The organism is Flavobacterium sp. T50_26, assembly GCF_057652995.1.
Genome location: NZ_JBYFCC010000010.1, coordinates 25,718 through 41,396 on the forward strand (window position 1 = coordinate 25,718; position 15,679 = coordinate 41,396).

The 15,679-nt window shown below is 32.0% G+C and carries 16 protein-coding genes; 9 read left to right on the forward strand and 7 right to left on the reverse strand.

All coding sequences use genetic code 11. The annotated features are described in order from the left end of the window. Positions 1-44: 44 nt before the first annotated feature. Positions 45-935, reverse strand: a complete 891-nt coding sequence (locus AC23MC_RS07440) for a hypothetical protein (protein ID WP_487567874.1) — start codon at positions 933-935, stop codon at positions 45-47. A gap of 105 nt (positions 936-1,040) precedes the next feature. Between AC23MC_RS07440 and AC23MC_RS07445 the strand changes: the two genes are divergently transcribed. Together AC23MC_RS07445 and AC23MC_RS07450 are read left to right on the forward strand one after the other, a co-directional pair. Next, positions 1,041-2,081, forward strand: a complete 1,041-nt coding sequence (locus AC23MC_RS07445) for a formimidoylglutamase (protein WP_487567773.1) — start codon at positions 1,041-1,043, stop codon at positions 2,079-2,081. Between the two features lie 75 nt (positions 2,082-2,156). After that, the gene (locus tag AC23MC_RS07450; RefSeq protein WP_487567774.1) at positions 2,157-3,404 is read left to right on the forward strand and encodes a DEAD/DEAH box helicase; all 1,248 of its coding nucleotides are present in this window, start codon (positions 2,157-2,159) and stop codon (positions 3,402-3,404) included. On the opposite strand, the gene AC23MC_RS07455 is transcribed toward AC23MC_RS07450, so the two are convergent. The 4 genes from AC23MC_RS07455 to holA all read right to left on the reverse strand — a co-directional run bounded on the left by AC23MC_RS07455 (position 3,401) and on the right by holA (position 8,630). Beyond that, positions 3,401-5,407, reverse strand: a complete 2,007-nt coding sequence (locus AC23MC_RS07455) for a tetratricopeptide repeat-containing hybrid sensor histidine kinase/response regulator (protein WP_487567775.1) — start codon at positions 5,405-5,407, stop codon at positions 3,401-3,403. The two genes, AC23MC_RS07450 and AC23MC_RS07455, sit on opposite strands and share 4 nt — an antisense overlap. A gap of 261 nt (positions 5,408-5,668) precedes the next feature. After that, positions 5,669-7,363, reverse strand: coding sequence for an energy-dependent translational throttle protein EttA (gene ettA, locus AC23MC_RS07460; protein WP_487567776.1), 1,695 nt, complete (start codon positions 7,361-7,363; stop codon positions 5,669-5,671). 20 nt (positions 7,364-7,383) lie between these two features. Then, entirely contained in the window at positions 7,384-7,566 is a 183-nt protein-coding gene (locus AC23MC_RS07465; protein WP_112085772.1) for a CAL67264 family membrane protein, read from the reverse strand. A gap of 59 nt (positions 7,567-7,625) precedes the next feature. Next, entirely contained in the window at positions 7,626-8,630 is a 1,005-nt protein-coding gene (gene holA / locus AC23MC_RS07470; protein ID WP_487567777.1) for a DNA polymerase III subunit delta, read from the reverse strand. A 45-nt stretch (positions 8,631-8,675) separates the two neighbouring features. Here holA and AC23MC_RS07475 point away from each other — a divergent pair, with 45 nt between their 5' ends. The 3 genes from AC23MC_RS07475 to AC23MC_RS07485 all read left to right on the forward strand — a co-directional run bounded on the left by AC23MC_RS07475 (position 8,676) and on the right by AC23MC_RS07485 (position 11,040). Further along, a complete protein-coding gene (locus tag AC23MC_RS07475; protein ID WP_487567778.1) occupies positions 8,676-9,131 on the forward strand; it encodes a type I restriction enzyme HsdR N-terminal domain-containing protein in 456 nt (151 codons plus the stop codon). 2 nt (positions 9,132-9,133) lie between these two features. Further along, on the forward strand, positions 9,134-10,129 hold the full coding sequence (locus AC23MC_RS07480) for a glycosyltransferase family 2 protein (RefSeq protein ID WP_487567779.1): 996 nt from the start codon (positions 9,134-9,136) through the stop codon (positions 10,127-10,129). A gap of 74 nt (positions 10,130-10,203) precedes the next feature. Beyond that, positions 10,204-11,040 carry an OmpA/MotB family protein gene (locus tag AC23MC_RS07485; protein WP_487567780.1) on the forward strand — a complete coding sequence of 279 codons (837 nt, stop codon included), beginning with the start codon at positions 10,204-10,206 and terminating at the stop codon, positions 11,038-11,040. 75 nt (positions 11,041-11,115) lie between these two features. On the opposite strand, the gene AC23MC_RS07490 is transcribed toward AC23MC_RS07485, so the two are convergent. Next, positions 11,116-11,619, reverse strand: coding sequence for a YybH family protein (locus tag AC23MC_RS07490; protein ID WP_487567781.1), 504 nt, complete (start codon positions 11,617-11,619; stop codon positions 11,116-11,118). Between the two features lie 282 nt (positions 11,620-11,901). Between AC23MC_RS07490 and AC23MC_RS07495 the strand changes: the two genes are divergently transcribed. The 4 genes from AC23MC_RS07495 to AC23MC_RS07510 all read left to right on the forward strand — a co-directional run bounded on the left by AC23MC_RS07495 (position 11,902) and on the right by AC23MC_RS07510 (position 14,490). Further along, positions 11,902-12,963: a GyrI-like domain-containing protein gene (locus AC23MC_RS07495; protein WP_487567782.1), complete on the forward strand. Its 1,062-nt coding sequence runs from the start codon at positions 11,902-11,904 to the stop codon at positions 12,961-12,963. 75 nt (positions 12,964-13,038) lie between these two features. Further along, on the forward strand, positions 13,039-13,581 hold the full coding sequence (locus AC23MC_RS07500; RefSeq protein ID WP_487567783.1) for an RNA polymerase sigma factor: 543 nt from the start codon (positions 13,039-13,041) through the stop codon (positions 13,579-13,581). A 30-nt stretch (positions 13,582-13,611) separates the two neighbouring features. Continuing rightward, on the forward strand, positions 13,612-14,025 hold the full coding sequence (locus AC23MC_RS07505; RefSeq protein WP_487567784.1) for a hypothetical protein: 414 nt from the start codon (positions 13,612-13,614) through the stop codon (positions 14,023-14,025). Positions 14,026-14,037: 12 nt separating this feature from the next. Further along, positions 14,038-14,490, forward strand: coding sequence for a sensor of ECF-type sigma factor (locus AC23MC_RS07510; RefSeq protein ID WP_487567785.1), 453 nt, complete (start codon positions 14,038-14,040; stop codon positions 14,488-14,490). On the opposite strand, the gene AC23MC_RS07515 is transcribed toward AC23MC_RS07510, so the two are convergent. Next, positions 14,487-15,551 carry a sialidase family protein gene (locus tag AC23MC_RS07515; RefSeq protein WP_487567786.1) on the reverse strand — a complete coding sequence of 355 codons (1,065 nt, stop codon included), beginning with the start codon at positions 15,549-15,551 and terminating at the stop codon, positions 14,487-14,489. The two genes, AC23MC_RS07510 and AC23MC_RS07515, sit on opposite strands and share 4 nt — an antisense overlap. Positions 15,552-15,679 lie beyond the last annotated feature (128 nt).

Below are 15,679 nucleotides of genomic sequence, written 5' to 3' on the forward strand. Positions count from 1 at the left end.
GAGCAACATCACATTGCTCCTTTTATATTCTATTAAATTAATTCTTATTTCAAAGAAAAACTTGTTTTTCCAACTAATTCTCCTTTGTCAAAAATGTTTACAAAGTAAGTTCCTTTTTCAAAGTTTTCACCAGGAAGGTTTTCAGAAACATTTACAGTACTATTTTCATATTGAACGGTAGAAACAAAACTATACGTTAATGATTGATCACCAAATTCAATTAGTTTTTTCTCTCCTAAAACATTGTTTTTACTGTCAATTACTTGAATATAATACGATTTATCACCTGATTTTGCCACTTTGTTTTCAGCAATTGTAAAACTAACTTTTAAAATATCTGCTCTACTAGCTCTTTCTGTAGCCACTTCTTTTCCTGAATTTCTTACTTTAAAAGCTCCTGTTTTTAAATTCAAAATAGAAAGTTTAGATGCTTTTTCTACAGTTTTAGATAACTCTTCATTTTGACCAGTCAATACTTGGTTGTATTGTTGGGCTTCAACTAAAATAGTTTTAGTGCTGTCAATTTCAGTAGTTAAGTCTTGATTCAATTTCTTTAATGCATCATTCTCTTGAATTAAAGCATTCATTTTAGTTTGTAATTCAGCTACTTGACCTTTATATCTGCTCATTGAAGCAGCATCGCCTTTTGCTTTTTTTACTTCTTCCATTAATTTAACCACTTTGTCACGTTCAGCGATTAATTCTTCAGACATCGATGTGTTTTCAGCAATAGCTGCATCGTAGGTAGTTTTCAATTGAGCTAATTCTGCCAAAGCTGTTTCTTTTTCTGTTGATACAGAAGATAATTCAGTTTCTACTTTTTTAGCATCTGAACTCATTTTAAACATATAGCCCAAGCTGGCTAACAGCAAAAGTGATAATACTAGGATTATCGCTTTTAGTTTTGAATTGTTGTTGTTGTTTTCGTTTTCCATTGTTAAGTTGATTTTAGGCAAAGTTAAATTTATTTTAGATTCGTTTTGCATTAGCATAACGTTATTTTATATAAAAATAGTATTTTTGACTGCAATTATTTTTTTATGGAAAATCTGATTCCGTTTACTTCCATTGATTTGGGAAAAATTACCAATCACAGAAGCGGTGAAATAAAATTTGGCGAAAAAATGCTTACTATTCCGAAAGGAGTTGATCCAATAGCGTTTTTAACCGAAAGTAAAGCCAAATTTGTATTATTCGGAATTCCGGAAGACATTGGTGTGCGTGCAAATTTTGGTCGTCCCGGAGCTGCTTCGGCTTGGCAAAGTGCAATCAGAAGCATTGCCAACATTCAACATAACCGTTTTTGCAAAGGTAGTCAGCTATTGATTTTAGGCTCATTAGACGTGGCTGAAGATTTGAAAATAGCCGAGAAACTTGATTTTTTAAATGTTGATGATCGAAAAACCTTTTCCACTTTAGTTGAAAAAATTGATAAAGAAGTTTCACATATTATATTCAACATTGTTAAAGCAGGAAAAATTCCGATTATAGTTGGTGGAGGACATAATAATGCCTACGGAAATATTAAAGGAACTGCTTTAGCTAAAGGGAAACCAATTAATGCTGTGAATTTAGATGCTCATTCCGATTTTAGAATTCTGGAAGGAAGACACAGCGGCAACGGATTTTCATATGCTTTTGATGAAGGTTTCTTGAAAAAATATTTCATTTATGGCTTACACGAAAGTTATACTTCCAAAAATGTACTTATTCAATTAAAAGATTTAGAAGATCGTGTTCGTTTTAATACGTATGATGAAATTGCCATCAGAAAAGTTAAAAACTTTGAGCAGGAATTAAATCAAGCCTTGACTTTTATTAAAAATGATTTTTTTGGGATAGAAATTGATTTAGATTCTTTACCAAATATTGCCAGCAGTGCGATGACGCCAAGTGGATTTTCGGTAGAACAAACCCGTCAATTTATACATCATTTTGGGCAACACGCCAATGCGGCTTATCTCCATATTTGTGAGGGAGCTCCTGATTTATCGGATGAAAAAAATCCGCAATTGATTGGTAAATTAATTGGTTATTTGATAACTGATTTTATGAAAGCTAAGAGTGTGTTAGAGGTTTAATCGCTCATCTCCTATTTATTGACCTTGTACAAAGACTCAAAATTTTACCCTATCTTTGCCGGCAAATAAAATACTATGACTTTTCAGGATTTAAATCTTCTTCAAAATATACAGCATGCCTTGTCTGACGAAGGCTATACAACGCCTACTCCAATTCAACAACAAGCTATTCCGGTAATTTTAGAAGGAAATGATTTGGTGGGATGTGCTCAAACCGGTACCGGAAAAACGGCCGCTTTTGCTATTCCGATTCTGAACACATTGCACAGAATTGTAGGTTCTGCTCAAAAACGCAAAAATATTCGTGCGTTAGTTGTTACTCCAACACGAGAATTAGCCATTCAAATTGGTGAAAGTTTTGAAACGTATGGTCGTTATACAAACATTCGTCAACTCACTATTTTTGGTGGTGTAAGCCAAGTTCCGCAAGTAGATCAATTGAAAAAAGGTGTTGATGTTTTGATTGTTACACCAGGTCGTTTATTGGATTTACATAAACAAGGTTATATTGATTTAGACCATTTGCATACGTTGGTTTTAGATGAAGCCGATCAAATGCTAGACATGGGTTTTATCAATGATGTAAAGAAAATCATCAAATTAACTCCTGATAACAGACAAACTCTATTGTTTTCGGCTACCATGCCAATTGCAATAAGAGAATTAGCCGATAGTTTTTTGACCAAGCCAAAATATGTTTCGGTTACACCCATTTCATCTACGGCAGAAACAGTGGAACAACACATTTACTTTGTAAATAAAGAAGACAAACGAAAACTATTATATCATTTAATTCGAAATGAAGGCTTAAAACAATTGTTGGTTTTTAGCCGAACCAAGCACGGAGCAGATAACGTTGTAAAAGCATTGAAGAAAAACGGCGTAAATGCCGAAGCTATTCACGGAGACAAATCGCAATCCGCTCGTCAACGCGTTTTGGAAGCATTCAAAAAGAATGAAATTTCCGTTTTAGTCGCTACCGATATTGCTGCTCGTGGAATTGACATTGAAAGTTTACCATATGTTTTGAACTTCGATTTACCAAATATTCCTGAAACCTATGTTCACCGAATTGGTCGAACAGGACGTGCCGGAAACGGCGGAATTTCCATCTCTTTTTGTGGAAAAGACGAAGAAGTATATTGGAAAGACATTCAAAAGTTGGTGAAAGTGAATGTAAAAACAATCAAAGATCATCCGTATCCTTGGAATGATGTAGAACCAGTTATTGAACCTGAGAAAAAAGATTACAGAAATACTAAGAAAGCAACTCCGTCACGAAAATCGGATGCTTCTAAAAAGAACAAAAAACGCTGGTACTAATCGTTATTTCGTTTTACTAACGTTTCAATACTGTAAATCAATTTTGATGGTTCGAATGGTTTGATTAACACGTCATTCATTCCGGCAGAAATTGCTTCTTCAGAAATTTCATCTTTGGCAAATGCTGTTAAAGCGATGATTGGAATGGTAATTCCTTTTTTTCTGATTAACCTGGTTGTATCAAATCCGTTGATTAGTGGCATGTTGATGTCCATTAAAACAACATCAAATTGTTCTTTTGACAACGCTTCCATTGCGGCATAACCATCATCTACAATTACGGTTTTGAAATTATTTTTTTCCATAATTTTACGCGTAACCATTTGGTTTATTTTGTTGTCTTCTACCACTAAAACTTTGTAAACCATATCGCTGGACAAATCGACTTTGATGTCGTTGATAATTTCATTTACTTTGGTCATATCAGAATCAAAAGCGATTGTAAATGTAAACTTTGTTCCTTTTCCTTCTTCACTTTCAACAAAAATTTCACTTTTAAAGATAGCAACTAATTTTTTTACGATGGAAAGTCCTAAACCGGCACCTTGATAATCGTCTTCTTTTCGATCAATTTGAACGAATTTATCAAATATTTTCGAAAGATCTTTTTCTGCAATTCCGACACCGGTATCTTCAACTTCAAACTTAACATAGCAAAAAGTACCTTCTTTTTTTTCTAAATTTGCTTTGATTCGAACTTCTCCGTTTTGTGTAAATTTAAGTGCGTTTGAAACTAAATTCATCAAAATTTGCGACAAACGTAATTTATCTCCAACCAAATAATCAGGAATAGATTCGTCAATTATAGTTACCACTTTATTGCTATTTCGGTTAGCTATAAACGAAAGTGAATTGGAAACCATATTGATTTCATCATGAATATTCATCGTTAGGTTTTCTAAAACCACTTTGTTTTCTTCAATCTTATTAATTTGAAGCAAATCATTTACTAGTGACAAAAGGTAACGAGCAGAAAACTTCAAAGAGTTCAAATGCGGACTATCGGCCAACTCTTTGTGTTCATCGGATAACATATTAGTAATTCCAACAACTCCATAAAGCGGTGTTCGCAATTCATGACTTATGGTTGAAATAAACTGAGTTTTGAGTTTGGAGGCTTCTTCAGCTTTTTCTTTTGCTATTTTTAGTTCTTCATTTTTTGTTTCTAAAAAGTCGTTGATTTTTCTTCGGAAAATATTATTTCGGTATAAAACATAAAGCAAAAACATCATCATGAAAAGAAAAACGAGAATTAGAGCAACAATAATCTTTGTCTTTTTGAGGTTATCTGCTTGTAACGTTTTTTCTTTGCTAATAATATTGAGTTGGCGTTTAGTTTCATCCAAAGCTATATCCATCCCAATAATTTTTGCATTTTTAATTTTTTCCAAATCAAAAATTTCATTTTTCAGAATTTCATGCTTATTTAGGTATACATAGGCATCTTTATAATTCTTTATGTTGAATAAAAATTCGGAATAATCTTTATAAGCATCTGATAAATAGATTTTTGAATTATTTTCCTCACCTACTTTTATAGCTTCTTTAAAATAATTTTCTGCTTTATCATATTGTTTCAAATAACTAAACTTTTTACCTAACAAAATATTCAGATAACCTTGAACAGCAACAATTTTGATAAAATCACGGTTTTTTTCAACATAATTCAAATGAAAAATACCTTTTTCATATTCATTTTTTTCAAAATATAGCGAGGCTAAATTTAACTTTGATAAAACAATTGAATAAACATTATTTATGCTTTCAGAAATTTTGATGGATTCATCATAAAACTCAATTCCTTTATCAAGTTCCTTTTTTCTGAAGAAATAGATATTTCCAATATTATTAAAAACAGCTGCTTTTAAGGTGTCATTTGAGGCTTTTTCAAAATGAAAGATGGCTTTGTCGTAGTATTCTAATGCTTTGTCAATCTCCATTATTTCCTCATAATTTCCTGCAATAGAATTATAAGAACGAGCAATTAGATTGTCGTTTTCCATTTCTAAAGCAAAATTTAATGCTTTGCTAGAAAAAGATAAAGAATTTTTGTAATCCGATTTATATAAGCAACTATCCGAAGAATTTAAAAGTTGTAAAACCTCTTTTTGTGTTACATTTTTCTGTTGAGAAAAAGACACAAAAGTGCATAATATAAATAAAAATTGTAGCAGGTTTTTTGGGGGCATCCTAAATTTTTTATTTTATCAAATATAAACTATTTATTAAAAAAAAATCCTGATTTCTCAGGATTTTAATTAAAATTAATTTCTTACTAATTTTTTGTACTTAATACGTTTTGGTGTTAAATCGCCACCTAATCGTTTTCGTTTGTTTTCTTCGTATTCTGAGAAACTTCCTTCAAAGAAATAGACTTGCGAATCGCCTTCAAAAGCTAAGATGTGCGTACAAACTCTATCCAAAAACCATCTGTCGTGCGAAATAATTACAGCACAACCGGCAAAGTTTTCTAAACCTTCTTCTAAAGCTCGTAAAGTATTAATATCCAAATCATTGGTTGGCTCATCCAAAAGCAAAACGTTTCCTTCTTCTTTTAACGTTATTGCTAAATGTAAACGGTTACGTTCTCCACCTGAAAGTGTGGCTACTTTTTTATTTTGATCGCTTCCGCCAAAGTTGAATCGGCTTAAATAGGCTCTTGAATTTACTTGTCTTCCACCCATCATAATCAATTCCTGACCATCACAAAAGTTTTCCCAAATAGATTTTTCAGGATCAATGTTGGAATGCGATTGATCTACGTAAGCAATTTTTACTGTATCTCCGGTCGTAAATTCGCCTTTATCCGGATTTTCTTCTCCCATAATCATTTTGAAAATGGTGGTTTTTCCGGCACCATTCGGACCGATTATTCCAACAATTCCGGCTTGAGGAAGGGTGAAATTTAAATCTTCATATAATAGTTTATCGCCATACGCTTTAGAGACGCCATTTGCATTTATCACATTTGTTCCTAATCGAGGTCCGTTTGGAATGTAAAGTTCTAATTTTTCATCCAACTCTTTTTGATCTTCGTTCAATAATTTATCATAATTCTGCAAACGAGCTTTTTGTTTGGTTTGGCGACCTTTTGCTCCCTGACGAACCCAATCTAACTCACGTTCTAGTGTTTTTCTGCGTTTGGAAGCTACTTTTTCTTCCAATTCCATACGTTTCGATTTTTGGTCTAACCAAGAAGAATAATTTCCTTTCCACGGAATACCTTCACCTCTATCCAATTCTAATATCCAACCTGCTACATTATCCAAGAAATAACGGTCGTGCGTTACGGCAATTACCGTTCCCGGATATTGTTGTAAATGCTGTTCCAACCATAGAACCGACTCGGCATCTAAGTGGTTGGTAGGCTCATCCAACAATAAAACATCCGGTTGTTGAAGTAATAATCGACATAAAGCGACACGTCTTTTTTCTCCTCCCGATAATACTTTAATTGGTGTTTCAGGATCAGGAGTGCGAAGAGCATCCATTGCTACTTCTAATTTATTGTCAATTTCCCAAGCTCCGGCTACATCAATTTTGTCTTGTAATTCCGCTTGACGATCCATCAATTTTTGCATTTTATCGGCATCTTCATAGACTTCAGGCAAACCAAACATGTCGTTGATTTTATTGAACTCTTCCAATAAAGCAAAGATTTCAGCTGCTCCTTCACGAACAATTTCAATCACTGTTTTTGTTTCGTCTAATTGTGGTTCTTGCTCCAAATAACCTACTTTGTAGCCCGGTGCAAAAACCAAATCACCTTGAAAATTTTTATCAATTCCGGCAATAATCTTTAATAACGATGATTTTCCTGAACCATTTAAACCTAAAATACCAATTTTTGCTCCGTAGAAAAAACTCAGATAAATATCTTTTAAAACTTGTTTGTTCGTGCTTGAGTAAGTTTTACTTACTTTAGACATCGAGAATATTACTTTTTTATCGTCTGACATTTTTGTGTTTATTTATAAAATTATACTCTTCCTTTTAACGCATTAAAAACCCAAGCGATGGCAAAAAAACCAAAGCCTACGGTGGCAAATCCCCATCCGGCAACATCGGCATATCGGTAAATTCCTAATCCGATTAAAATCAAACCCATTAAAATCATTATAAAAGTTGCCCAAGCTAGGACCGTGTTTTTATTCATTCCCATAATTTAGTTTTTTGTTTTGGAGTGGCAAATATCGGTAATATTTAAAGATTTTTTAAAGACTAATTAAAGATTTTAACTAACATTTCTTTCAATAAATCTGATTCGTGTAATTGATTCGCACCAACTCCTTTGCTTTTAATATCAATGTCACGTAAAGTTCCTACAATTGAACTGACTTTTTTCATTGGATAATTTCTCAAAGCCACGTCATAATCCTTTACAAAATAAGGATTTATCTTTAACACACTTGCCACATTTTTAGGATTTTTATCTTTTAAACCATGGTATTGCAGTACTTGCGAAAAGAATGAGAAAACCATTCCCGTAGTCAAAACCATTGGATATTCTTTTTTGTTTTGAGCAAAATGATCGGCTATTCGGTAGGCTTGCAACTGATCACGATCGCCAATTGCTTTTCGAAATTCAAATACATTAAAATCTTTACTAAATCCTATGTTTTCTTCTATATGATTTGGGTTGATGACAGTTCCTTTTGGTAAAATGATTTGCAATTTGTCTAATTCATTGCTAATTCGGCTCAAATCGGTTCCTAGGAATTCTACTAACATAGCTGAAGCTTTTGGTTCAATTGAATATTCTTTCGGCTTCAAAACCCTTGAAATCCAAGCTGCTACTTGATTTTCATATAATTTTTTACTTTCAAACAGCAGTCCAATTTTATCGATTGTTTTAGTTAATTTTTTCCGTTTGTCTAAAGTTTTATATTTGTAGGCAATAACTAAAACCGTTGATGGTTGTGGATTATCGGCATAACTTTCTAATTTTTCTATTGTTCGCGAAAGTTCTTGTGCTTCTTTTACAATCACAACTTGTCTTTCGGCCATCATAGGATAGCGTTTGGCGTTCGAAATAATATCTTCCACAGAAACATCTCTTCCGTACAAAACCATTTGATTGAATCCCTTTTCGTCTTCCGACAGCACATTATCTTCGATATATTCGGTTAATTTATCAATATAATAAGGTTCTTCACCCATTAAAAAATAAATAGGTTTGATATTACCATTTTTAATATCGTTGATGATTTTTACAATTTCGTCCATTCTACTAACTGTTGGCAGTTCGTTTTAAATAATTAAATTTGCGGTATGCAAAAACTGAATTTTCCCGACTTTTCCTTTCGCTTCAAAAATAGTGAAAATAAAGTGTTGGTGTTTGATGAAATCAGGAAAAAATTTATTGTTCTCACTCCCGAAGAATGGGTTCGCATTCATGTTGTGCAATTTCTGATGATAGAAAAAAATTATCCAAAATCATTGATTAATGTTGAAAAAATGATTAAAATTAATGGTTTAATAAAACGATATGATGTGGTTGTATTTCAACCAGATGGAAGTATATTTTTAGTTGTGGAATGTAAGCAACCAAACGTTCCTATTTCACAAACTGTATTTGATCAAATTGCACGTTATAATCTTACTTTAAAAGCCAAATATTTAATGGTAACCAATGGATTGAATCACTATTTTTGTCAAATGGATTTTGAAAAGGAAACTTATTTGTTTTTAAATGATATTCCGAATTATAACTCAATAGTAAAATAATCTTGAAAAAAATCGCAGTTGTTATTCTCAATTGGAACGGAGCAAAATTACTGAAAGAGTTTTTGCCTTCAGTCGTCAATTATTCGCAGGAAGCCACTGTTTATGTTGTTGATAATGCTTCTACCGATGACTCTTTATTGGTTTTGAAGGAAGAATTTCCGTCTGTTAAAATCATTCAAAACACATCTAATTTTGGTTTTGCACAAGGTTATAATGAAGGTTTACAATTTATTGAAGAAGAAATTTATTGTTTAGTAAATTCAGATATTGAAGTAACCGAAAACTGGCTCACTCCTATTTTGAATTTATTTGATGAAAATCCAAACACAGCCATTATTCAACCTAAAATTTTGGATTATAAAAATAAAGCTTACTTTGAATATGCCGGAGCTGGCGGTGGTTTTATTGATAAATTCGGTTATCCCTTTTGTCGCGGACGCATTTTTGATACTATTGAAAAAGATAATGGTCAATATAATGATGTTGCAAAAGTTTTCTGGGCTTCCGGTGCTTGTTTTTTTATTCGAAAAGAAGTTTACAAAGAATTAAGCGGTTTTGATGCCGATTTTTTTGCCCATCAAGAAGAAATCGATTTGTGCTGGAGAAGTTTCAATCGAAATTATGACACGTTTTATTGTGGATTGTCAACAGTTTATCACTTAGGAGGAGCAACTTTGGCAACATCAAATCCTAAGAAAACATTTTTAAATTTTAGGAATTCGTTATTGATGCTCACTAAAAATCTTCCCAGTAATCAGTTATTTATTATCATTATCGGACGAATGATGTTAGACGCAATAGCCGGGATTCAATTTTTAATTAAAGGAAAGTTTAATCACTTCTTAGCCATTCTTAAAGCTCATTTTTCGTTTTATTCACTGTTAATCAAAACAATACATAAAAGAGAGTCAGAAACAAAAAGTAATTATTATAAAATAAACAGCATTGTATATGCCTATTTTGTTAAAAATTGCACGATATTTGTAGATAAATTTTAACATTAGTTTATCTATCAAAATGTAATTCTATTGATAGAATGGCGTTAATTTTGTAAAATAAAAAAGAAATAATTATGAGAAGAGTAGTTTTATTACTATCAGTTGTTGCCTTAACTTTGGGCTCTTGTGGTACAAAAAAGAAAATTGCAGCCTTGGAGGCACAAAACAAAGAATGCCAAGACTTGTTGAATTCAACCACGGTTAAATTAAACATCTGTTTGTCTGAAAAGGAACTATTAGCTAATCAGGTTAGTGATTTAAAGAAAAATACTTCTGACCTAATCAATAACATGGGTAATTTGACAACTTTAACTACTAAAGGTGCAGAAAACCTTGAGAAATCGTTGGAAAGTTTAAAAGAAAAAGATTTAAAAATTTCACGTTTGCAAGATGCTTTAACTAAAAAAGATAGCGTTACATTGGCTTTAGTAACTAGTTTAAAAGGAGCTGTTGGAATTTCTGACCCGGATATTCAAATTAATGTTGAAAAAGGAGTTGTAATGATTTCCATTGCCGATAAATTACTTTTTAAATCAGGAAGTTATGAAATTAGCGACCGTGCTAAAGAAATTTTAGGCAAAGTTGCAAAAGTAGTGAACGACAAGCCGGATTTTGAATGTATGGTGGAAAGCCACACAGACAATGTTCCGTATAAAAATGGTGTTTTAGTGGACAACTGGGATTTGAGTGCAAAACGTGCTACTGCTGTTGTTAGAGTATTGACTAATACTCACAAAGTAAATCCACGCCAGTTAATTGCGGCCGGTAGAGGTGAATTTTTACCTTTGGTTGAAAATAATACCGTTGAAAACAGAGCGGCAAACAGAAGAACAAGAATTATTGTGATGCCAAAAATCGATCAGTTTTATCAAATGATTGAAACGGAAATGAAAAAACAATCAGGAAAATAATTTTCTGAATGTGAATGGATATAAAAAATAAACGCCTCGAATTTCGGGGCGTTTTTCATTTTAGTTGAATTATGTTTACTTTTTTCTTGGCATGTCGGAAGCGGCCATGTCTCTAATGCAGACATATTTTCCATCACGTTTTTCAAACAAAGACATATAATGACCGTGATAAATTGTAGTTGTCGTGCTGTCTTTAACTGTAAACTCACCTAATTCTACCACTTGAACTCCATCGCTTGAAGGAAAAATATCTTTAACTTGAAATGAAACTTTAAAGTCTTTGCCTTCTTCAAAATCTTTTGCTAGTGATTCTCGTAAAGCTGCTTTACCGGAAATTGGTAGTTTATCAGTTGGATAACTCACAATATCATCTGCATAATAGGTCATCACAGCATCAACATTGCTTGAATTTGCAGCTTCCGCATACATATTTTCAAGTTCTTGAATTTCACTTTTAATTGCTTCTACATCAAGAGCAACGGGAGCTTCTTCAACTGGCTCAGACGCTTTTTCCTTGCAAGAAAAGGAAAGAAAAGCAATCATACCAAAAACCATAATCAGTTTAACAAATTTTTTCATATTTAATTGAATTTAGAATTTAATGTTTTGGTAATTAACTAATTCTTTTTCAATAGCTTATATTAAATTTACAAAAAATTGGAACATCTTTTTTTTTAATCATTTAAAAATTAATAATTGATATAAAATAAGATTGAATTTGAATAATTCAAGTGTCATAATTCTTACACTGTTAAAATATAAATCAAAAATTAAAATCTTTTGCATGAGAAAAATTCGTTTATGTTAAAACTAAAATAAATTTCCTACCTTTACCTAGTCGTTTTAAAACATCCAATTGTAATGAGAATACTAAAATATATTTTATTGTTAATTTTGTTGATTTTACTCGCTTTCTCGGTTTATTTGTCAACTAAAGAGGGTGATTTTTCTGTTACTAAAAATAAGGTAATCAACATCGATAAATCAACACTTTTTCAATACATAAACGATTATCAAAATTGGGAATCATTTATAAATTTAAAGGATACAAATAGAAAAGTAACTTTTCCAGTAAATACAGTTGGCATTGGTGGCTCGTTTACTTGGACGAGTTCAGATGGAGATGGATTTGTTGAAACCATTTTTTTAAAAGAAAACGATAGTATTGCTCAAAAAGTTTCTTGGAACGGTCAAACAGCAGCAGCATTTATTACATTTAAAGATACAACAGGTGGAACAAAAGTAACATGGAACTCATCCGGAAAACTTAATTTTATGGGAAAATTAGAATCTCTTTTTTCCGGCGGATTTGAAAAAAAATTAGGATCAAATTTTGAAAATAATTTGGATGCATTAGAAAAAGTTCTAAGCAAAGAAATTTCCACTTATTCGATAGATTTAGATGGAATTGTGAATGTTTCTCATCAAAAATATCTTAAAAGAAAAGGACAAAGCAAAATTTCTGATTTTTATACTATTCTTCAAAAAACAATGCCTTTGATACATAATTTTGTTGAGGAGAACAATCTTAAAACCAATAATCAAAAATTTGTTGTTTTTGATACCTATGACGTAGCCAAAAATTCTGTTTCCTACTCAATTGCTACAACGCTCAAAGAAATAATCTATACAACTGCAGAAAGTGAGTTTACAGTAGATAGTATAATGCCTCATCAAGCGTTAAAAATCACTCTAAAAGGTGATTATTCACATAGCAAAGAAGCGTGGGACAAAGGACTTGACTACCTCAAAAAAAATAATTTAGAGCAAAACTTCAATGGAGCTTTTCGAGAGGTTTATGTCAAAAACAGAGCCCAAGTAAAACAACCTTCGCAATGGTTAACAGAAATTTATATTCCTGTAAAACAACAAAGTAGCAAGCCAGTTAATGTAGTTCCTGCAAACCCTACTCCTATTGAATAAATTGGTTTAGTCATTTTCTAAACGAATTCTATTAAACCTTTTTGTACATTCACAGTCTAATCGATAAACACGGTTTTGCAAGACGAAAAAGCTTTTATAGATGCGTTATTAAACCCCAAAACGCAGCGAAGTGCCTTTCAGGAGTTGGTATCTCACTATCAGCGACCGCTCTATGCTCATATTCGTAATTTAGTTTTAAATCACGATGATGCAGATGATGTCTTACAAAATACTTTTATCAAAGTTTTCAGAAATTTAAACGGATTTAAAGGTGAAAGTAAGCTCTTTTCATGGATGTATCGTATTGCAACCAATGAAGCACTGACTTTTTTGCAACAAAAATCAAAACGATTTCAAACTACCAGCGAAGAATATTTGCAGCAACAAACTGAAAAAATGCAAGCCGATGAGTATTTTGATGGTGATGAAATTCAGTTAAAATTACAAAAGGCGATTGCTTTACTTCCTGAAAAACAACAATTAGTGTTTAAAATGAGATATTTTGAAGAATTAAAATATGAAGAAATATCAGAGATTTTAGGAACCACAGTTGGAGGTTTGAAAGCTTCTTATCACATAGCAGTTAAAAAAATTGAAGAATATCTATCACAAGATTAAACCATTTATAATTTTTATAGTCAAATAAACATGAATCCAATAGATTTACATAAGCAACCAAAAATTAAACCAGGCTTTAAAGTTCCCGAAAATTATTTTGACGAACTTGAATCTAAAATTCTAAGTCAATTAGAAAATGAAGAACCAAAAGTCATTCAACTGAAATCGTATCGAAAATACTGGTTTTCTGCAGTTGCTGCTGTTGTGATTTTGGCTGTGAGTATTCCGTTATATCAAAATTGGAAAATCAACTCTACTCCTCTTGACAACGAATCCATCGAACAATATTTGAGTTATCAACCAAATGTTTATACGGAAGATATCATAAGTCACTTAGATGATTCAGACGTGATTTCTTTACAAGAAAAACAATCTTTAGAATCTGAATCAATTGAAAAATATTTGCTTGAAAACGAAATGATAGAACAATATCTTATAGATTAATTGAAAATTACCATGAAAAAAAGTTCCATTTTTACCTTATTTATTTGTTTGATTTTTATGTCAACGAGTTTCGCTCAGGGCGGAAAAAGAGAAAAAATTAAAGCATTAAAAACAGCTTTTATTACCACAGAATTGTCTTTAACGCAACAAGAGGCAGAAAAATTTTGGCCTATTTACAATGCTTTTGAAGATAAGCAATTTGAACTTCGTCATGAAAAAATGAAATCATACATGAAACGAATGGATTCTGATTTAGATTCAATGTCTGAAAAAGAAGCGTCAAGTTTACTTTCTCAAATGGAAAGTGTGGAAGAAGAAACGCATCAATTGAGAAAAAAATTAGTTGCAGATTTAAAAAGTGTTATCAGCTCTCATAAAATTATAAAACTCAAAAAAGCGGAAGAAGATTTTAATCGAAATTTATTAAAACAATACCGCGAAAATCGTTCGTCAAAACGAAATTAATTTGACGTAAATTTTATTTTGACAATCTTATTCTTTCCGGCGGCAATGGCATTTCTTTCATTTATGAATCGAATAGTATGCAAATCTTTTTCATCGCTAATTTTTTTCCAGAAATTACCGCTGTCGTCTGAAAAATAAATTCCTTGCGGACCAACACTAACGGTCAAAAGTCCTCCCGATTCAGGAACGAATTGAATGCACGAAGTATAACCAAACCCTTCTCCATCTGATATTAAAGCCCACGTTTGTCCGCTATTAATTGTCAAGGCTTTGTTTTTAGAATTTTCATCTTGATTTTCATAATCTCCTCCGGCAATAATTCCAATCGTATCATTATAAAAATCGGCTGTAAAAATTCCAGCCATCGGTTTTCCTTGATTCATTGGTGTTTCATGAACTGACCATGTTTTTCCTTTGTCTTTTGAAAAGAAAACGCGTGCTTTTGTTCCTCCGGTTACAATCCACGTATTATCACCTTTAACCACTAAACTACTATTGCTAGCAGCAAAACCGGCCTCTCCTGATTCTATTTTTGGTAAATCAGAACACGGGATTTTTATCCATGTTTGACCACTATCTCTGGTGATTAAAACAGAAAGACAACCATTTTGAGGATCGCCCATGGCAATTCCTTCATAGTCATTCCAAAATTGAATTCCGTTATAAAAAGCATTGGGATGTTTATCTTCAAAAACCTTCGTGACCAAATTATCATTTTTTGAAATTTGATAAATTACCGCTGGTTTCTCTGTACTGATCAAAAATATAGATGAGCTATTTTTAGCAATTCCTCTAAAATGTGGATTAACTGAATCTAATGTAATCTGACCAATATAATTTTTTGATTTATCAAATTTACAATAACCATAAGTGCCTTTATCTGTTGCATACCAAACTTTATCTTTTTCTAAAGTAATGGCTCTTACGCTCATTGAATCAGCAAAAAGAGTGTCAATTTCAACTCCGGTAAAAGGAGCTCTTAAATTTGGCTTTGATTTTTTCTCAACATTATTGCAAGAAACCAAAACGAATAACATAATAATCTCACAAATTTTACGCATTTTGTTAAGAATTTTTACAAATATAAAAACAAAAATGATTTTTACAAGCACAATTTTACAATATATTCTTATAAAAAAAATGCTCAAAAAAGTATTGGCACAGAAATTGTATAACTGTAAAAAGTAAA

What these genes read in the sequence shown, in the direction of transcription:
- AC23MC_RS07505 (WP_487567784.1), top strand. Translation starts at nt 13,612, where the DNA reads ATGAATCCAATAGATTTACATAAGCAACCAAAAATTAAACCAGGCTTT.
- AC23MC_RS07455 (WP_487567775.1), bottom strand. Translation starts at nt 5,407, where the DNA reads ATGGAAAACGACAATCTAATTGCTCGTTCTTATAATTCTATTGCAGGA.
- holA (WP_487567777.1), bottom strand. Translation starts at nt 8,630, where the DNA reads ATGGACGAAATTGTAAAAATCATCAACGATATTAAAAATGGTAATATC.
- AC23MC_RS07450 (WP_487567774.1), top strand. Translation starts at nt 2,157, where the DNA reads ATGACTTTTCAGGATTTAAATCTTCTTCAAAATATACAGCATGCCTTG.
- ettA (WP_487567776.1), bottom strand. Translation starts at nt 7,363, where the DNA reads ATGTCAGACGATAAAAAAGTAATATTCTCGATGTCTAAAGTAAGTAAA.
- AC23MC_RS07490 (WP_487567781.1), bottom strand. Translation starts at nt 11,619, where the DNA reads ATGAAAAAATTTGTTAAACTGATTATGGTTTTTGGTATGATTGCTTTT.
- AC23MC_RS07440 (WP_487567874.1), bottom strand. Translation starts at nt 935, where the DNA reads ATGGAAAACGAAAACAACAACAACAATTCAAAACTAAAAGCGATAATC.
- AC23MC_RS07515 (WP_487567786.1), bottom strand. Translation starts at nt 15,551, where the DNA reads ATGCGTAAAATTTGTGAGATTATTATGTTATTCGTTTTGGTTTCTTGC.
- AC23MC_RS07485 (WP_487567780.1), top strand. Translation starts at nt 10,204, where the DNA reads ATGAGAAGAGTAGTTTTATTACTATCAGTTGTTGCCTTAACTTTGGGC.
- AC23MC_RS07495 (WP_487567782.1), top strand. Translation starts at nt 11,902, where the DNA reads ATGAGAATACTAAAATATATTTTATTGTTAATTTTGTTGATTTTACTC.
- AC23MC_RS07465 (WP_112085772.1), bottom strand. Translation starts at nt 7,566, where the DNA reads ATGGGAATGAATAAAAACACGGTCCTAGCTTGGGCAACTTTTATAATG.
- AC23MC_RS07445 (WP_487567773.1), top strand. Translation starts at nt 1,041, where the DNA reads ATGGAAAATCTGATTCCGTTTACTTCCATTGATTTGGGAAAAATTACC.
- AC23MC_RS07475 (WP_487567778.1), top strand. Translation starts at nt 8,676, where the DNA reads ATGCAAAAACTGAATTTTCCCGACTTTTCCTTTCGCTTCAAAAATAGT.
- AC23MC_RS07510 (WP_487567785.1), top strand. Translation starts at nt 14,038, where the DNA reads ATGAAAAAAAGTTCCATTTTTACCTTATTTATTTGTTTGATTTTTATG.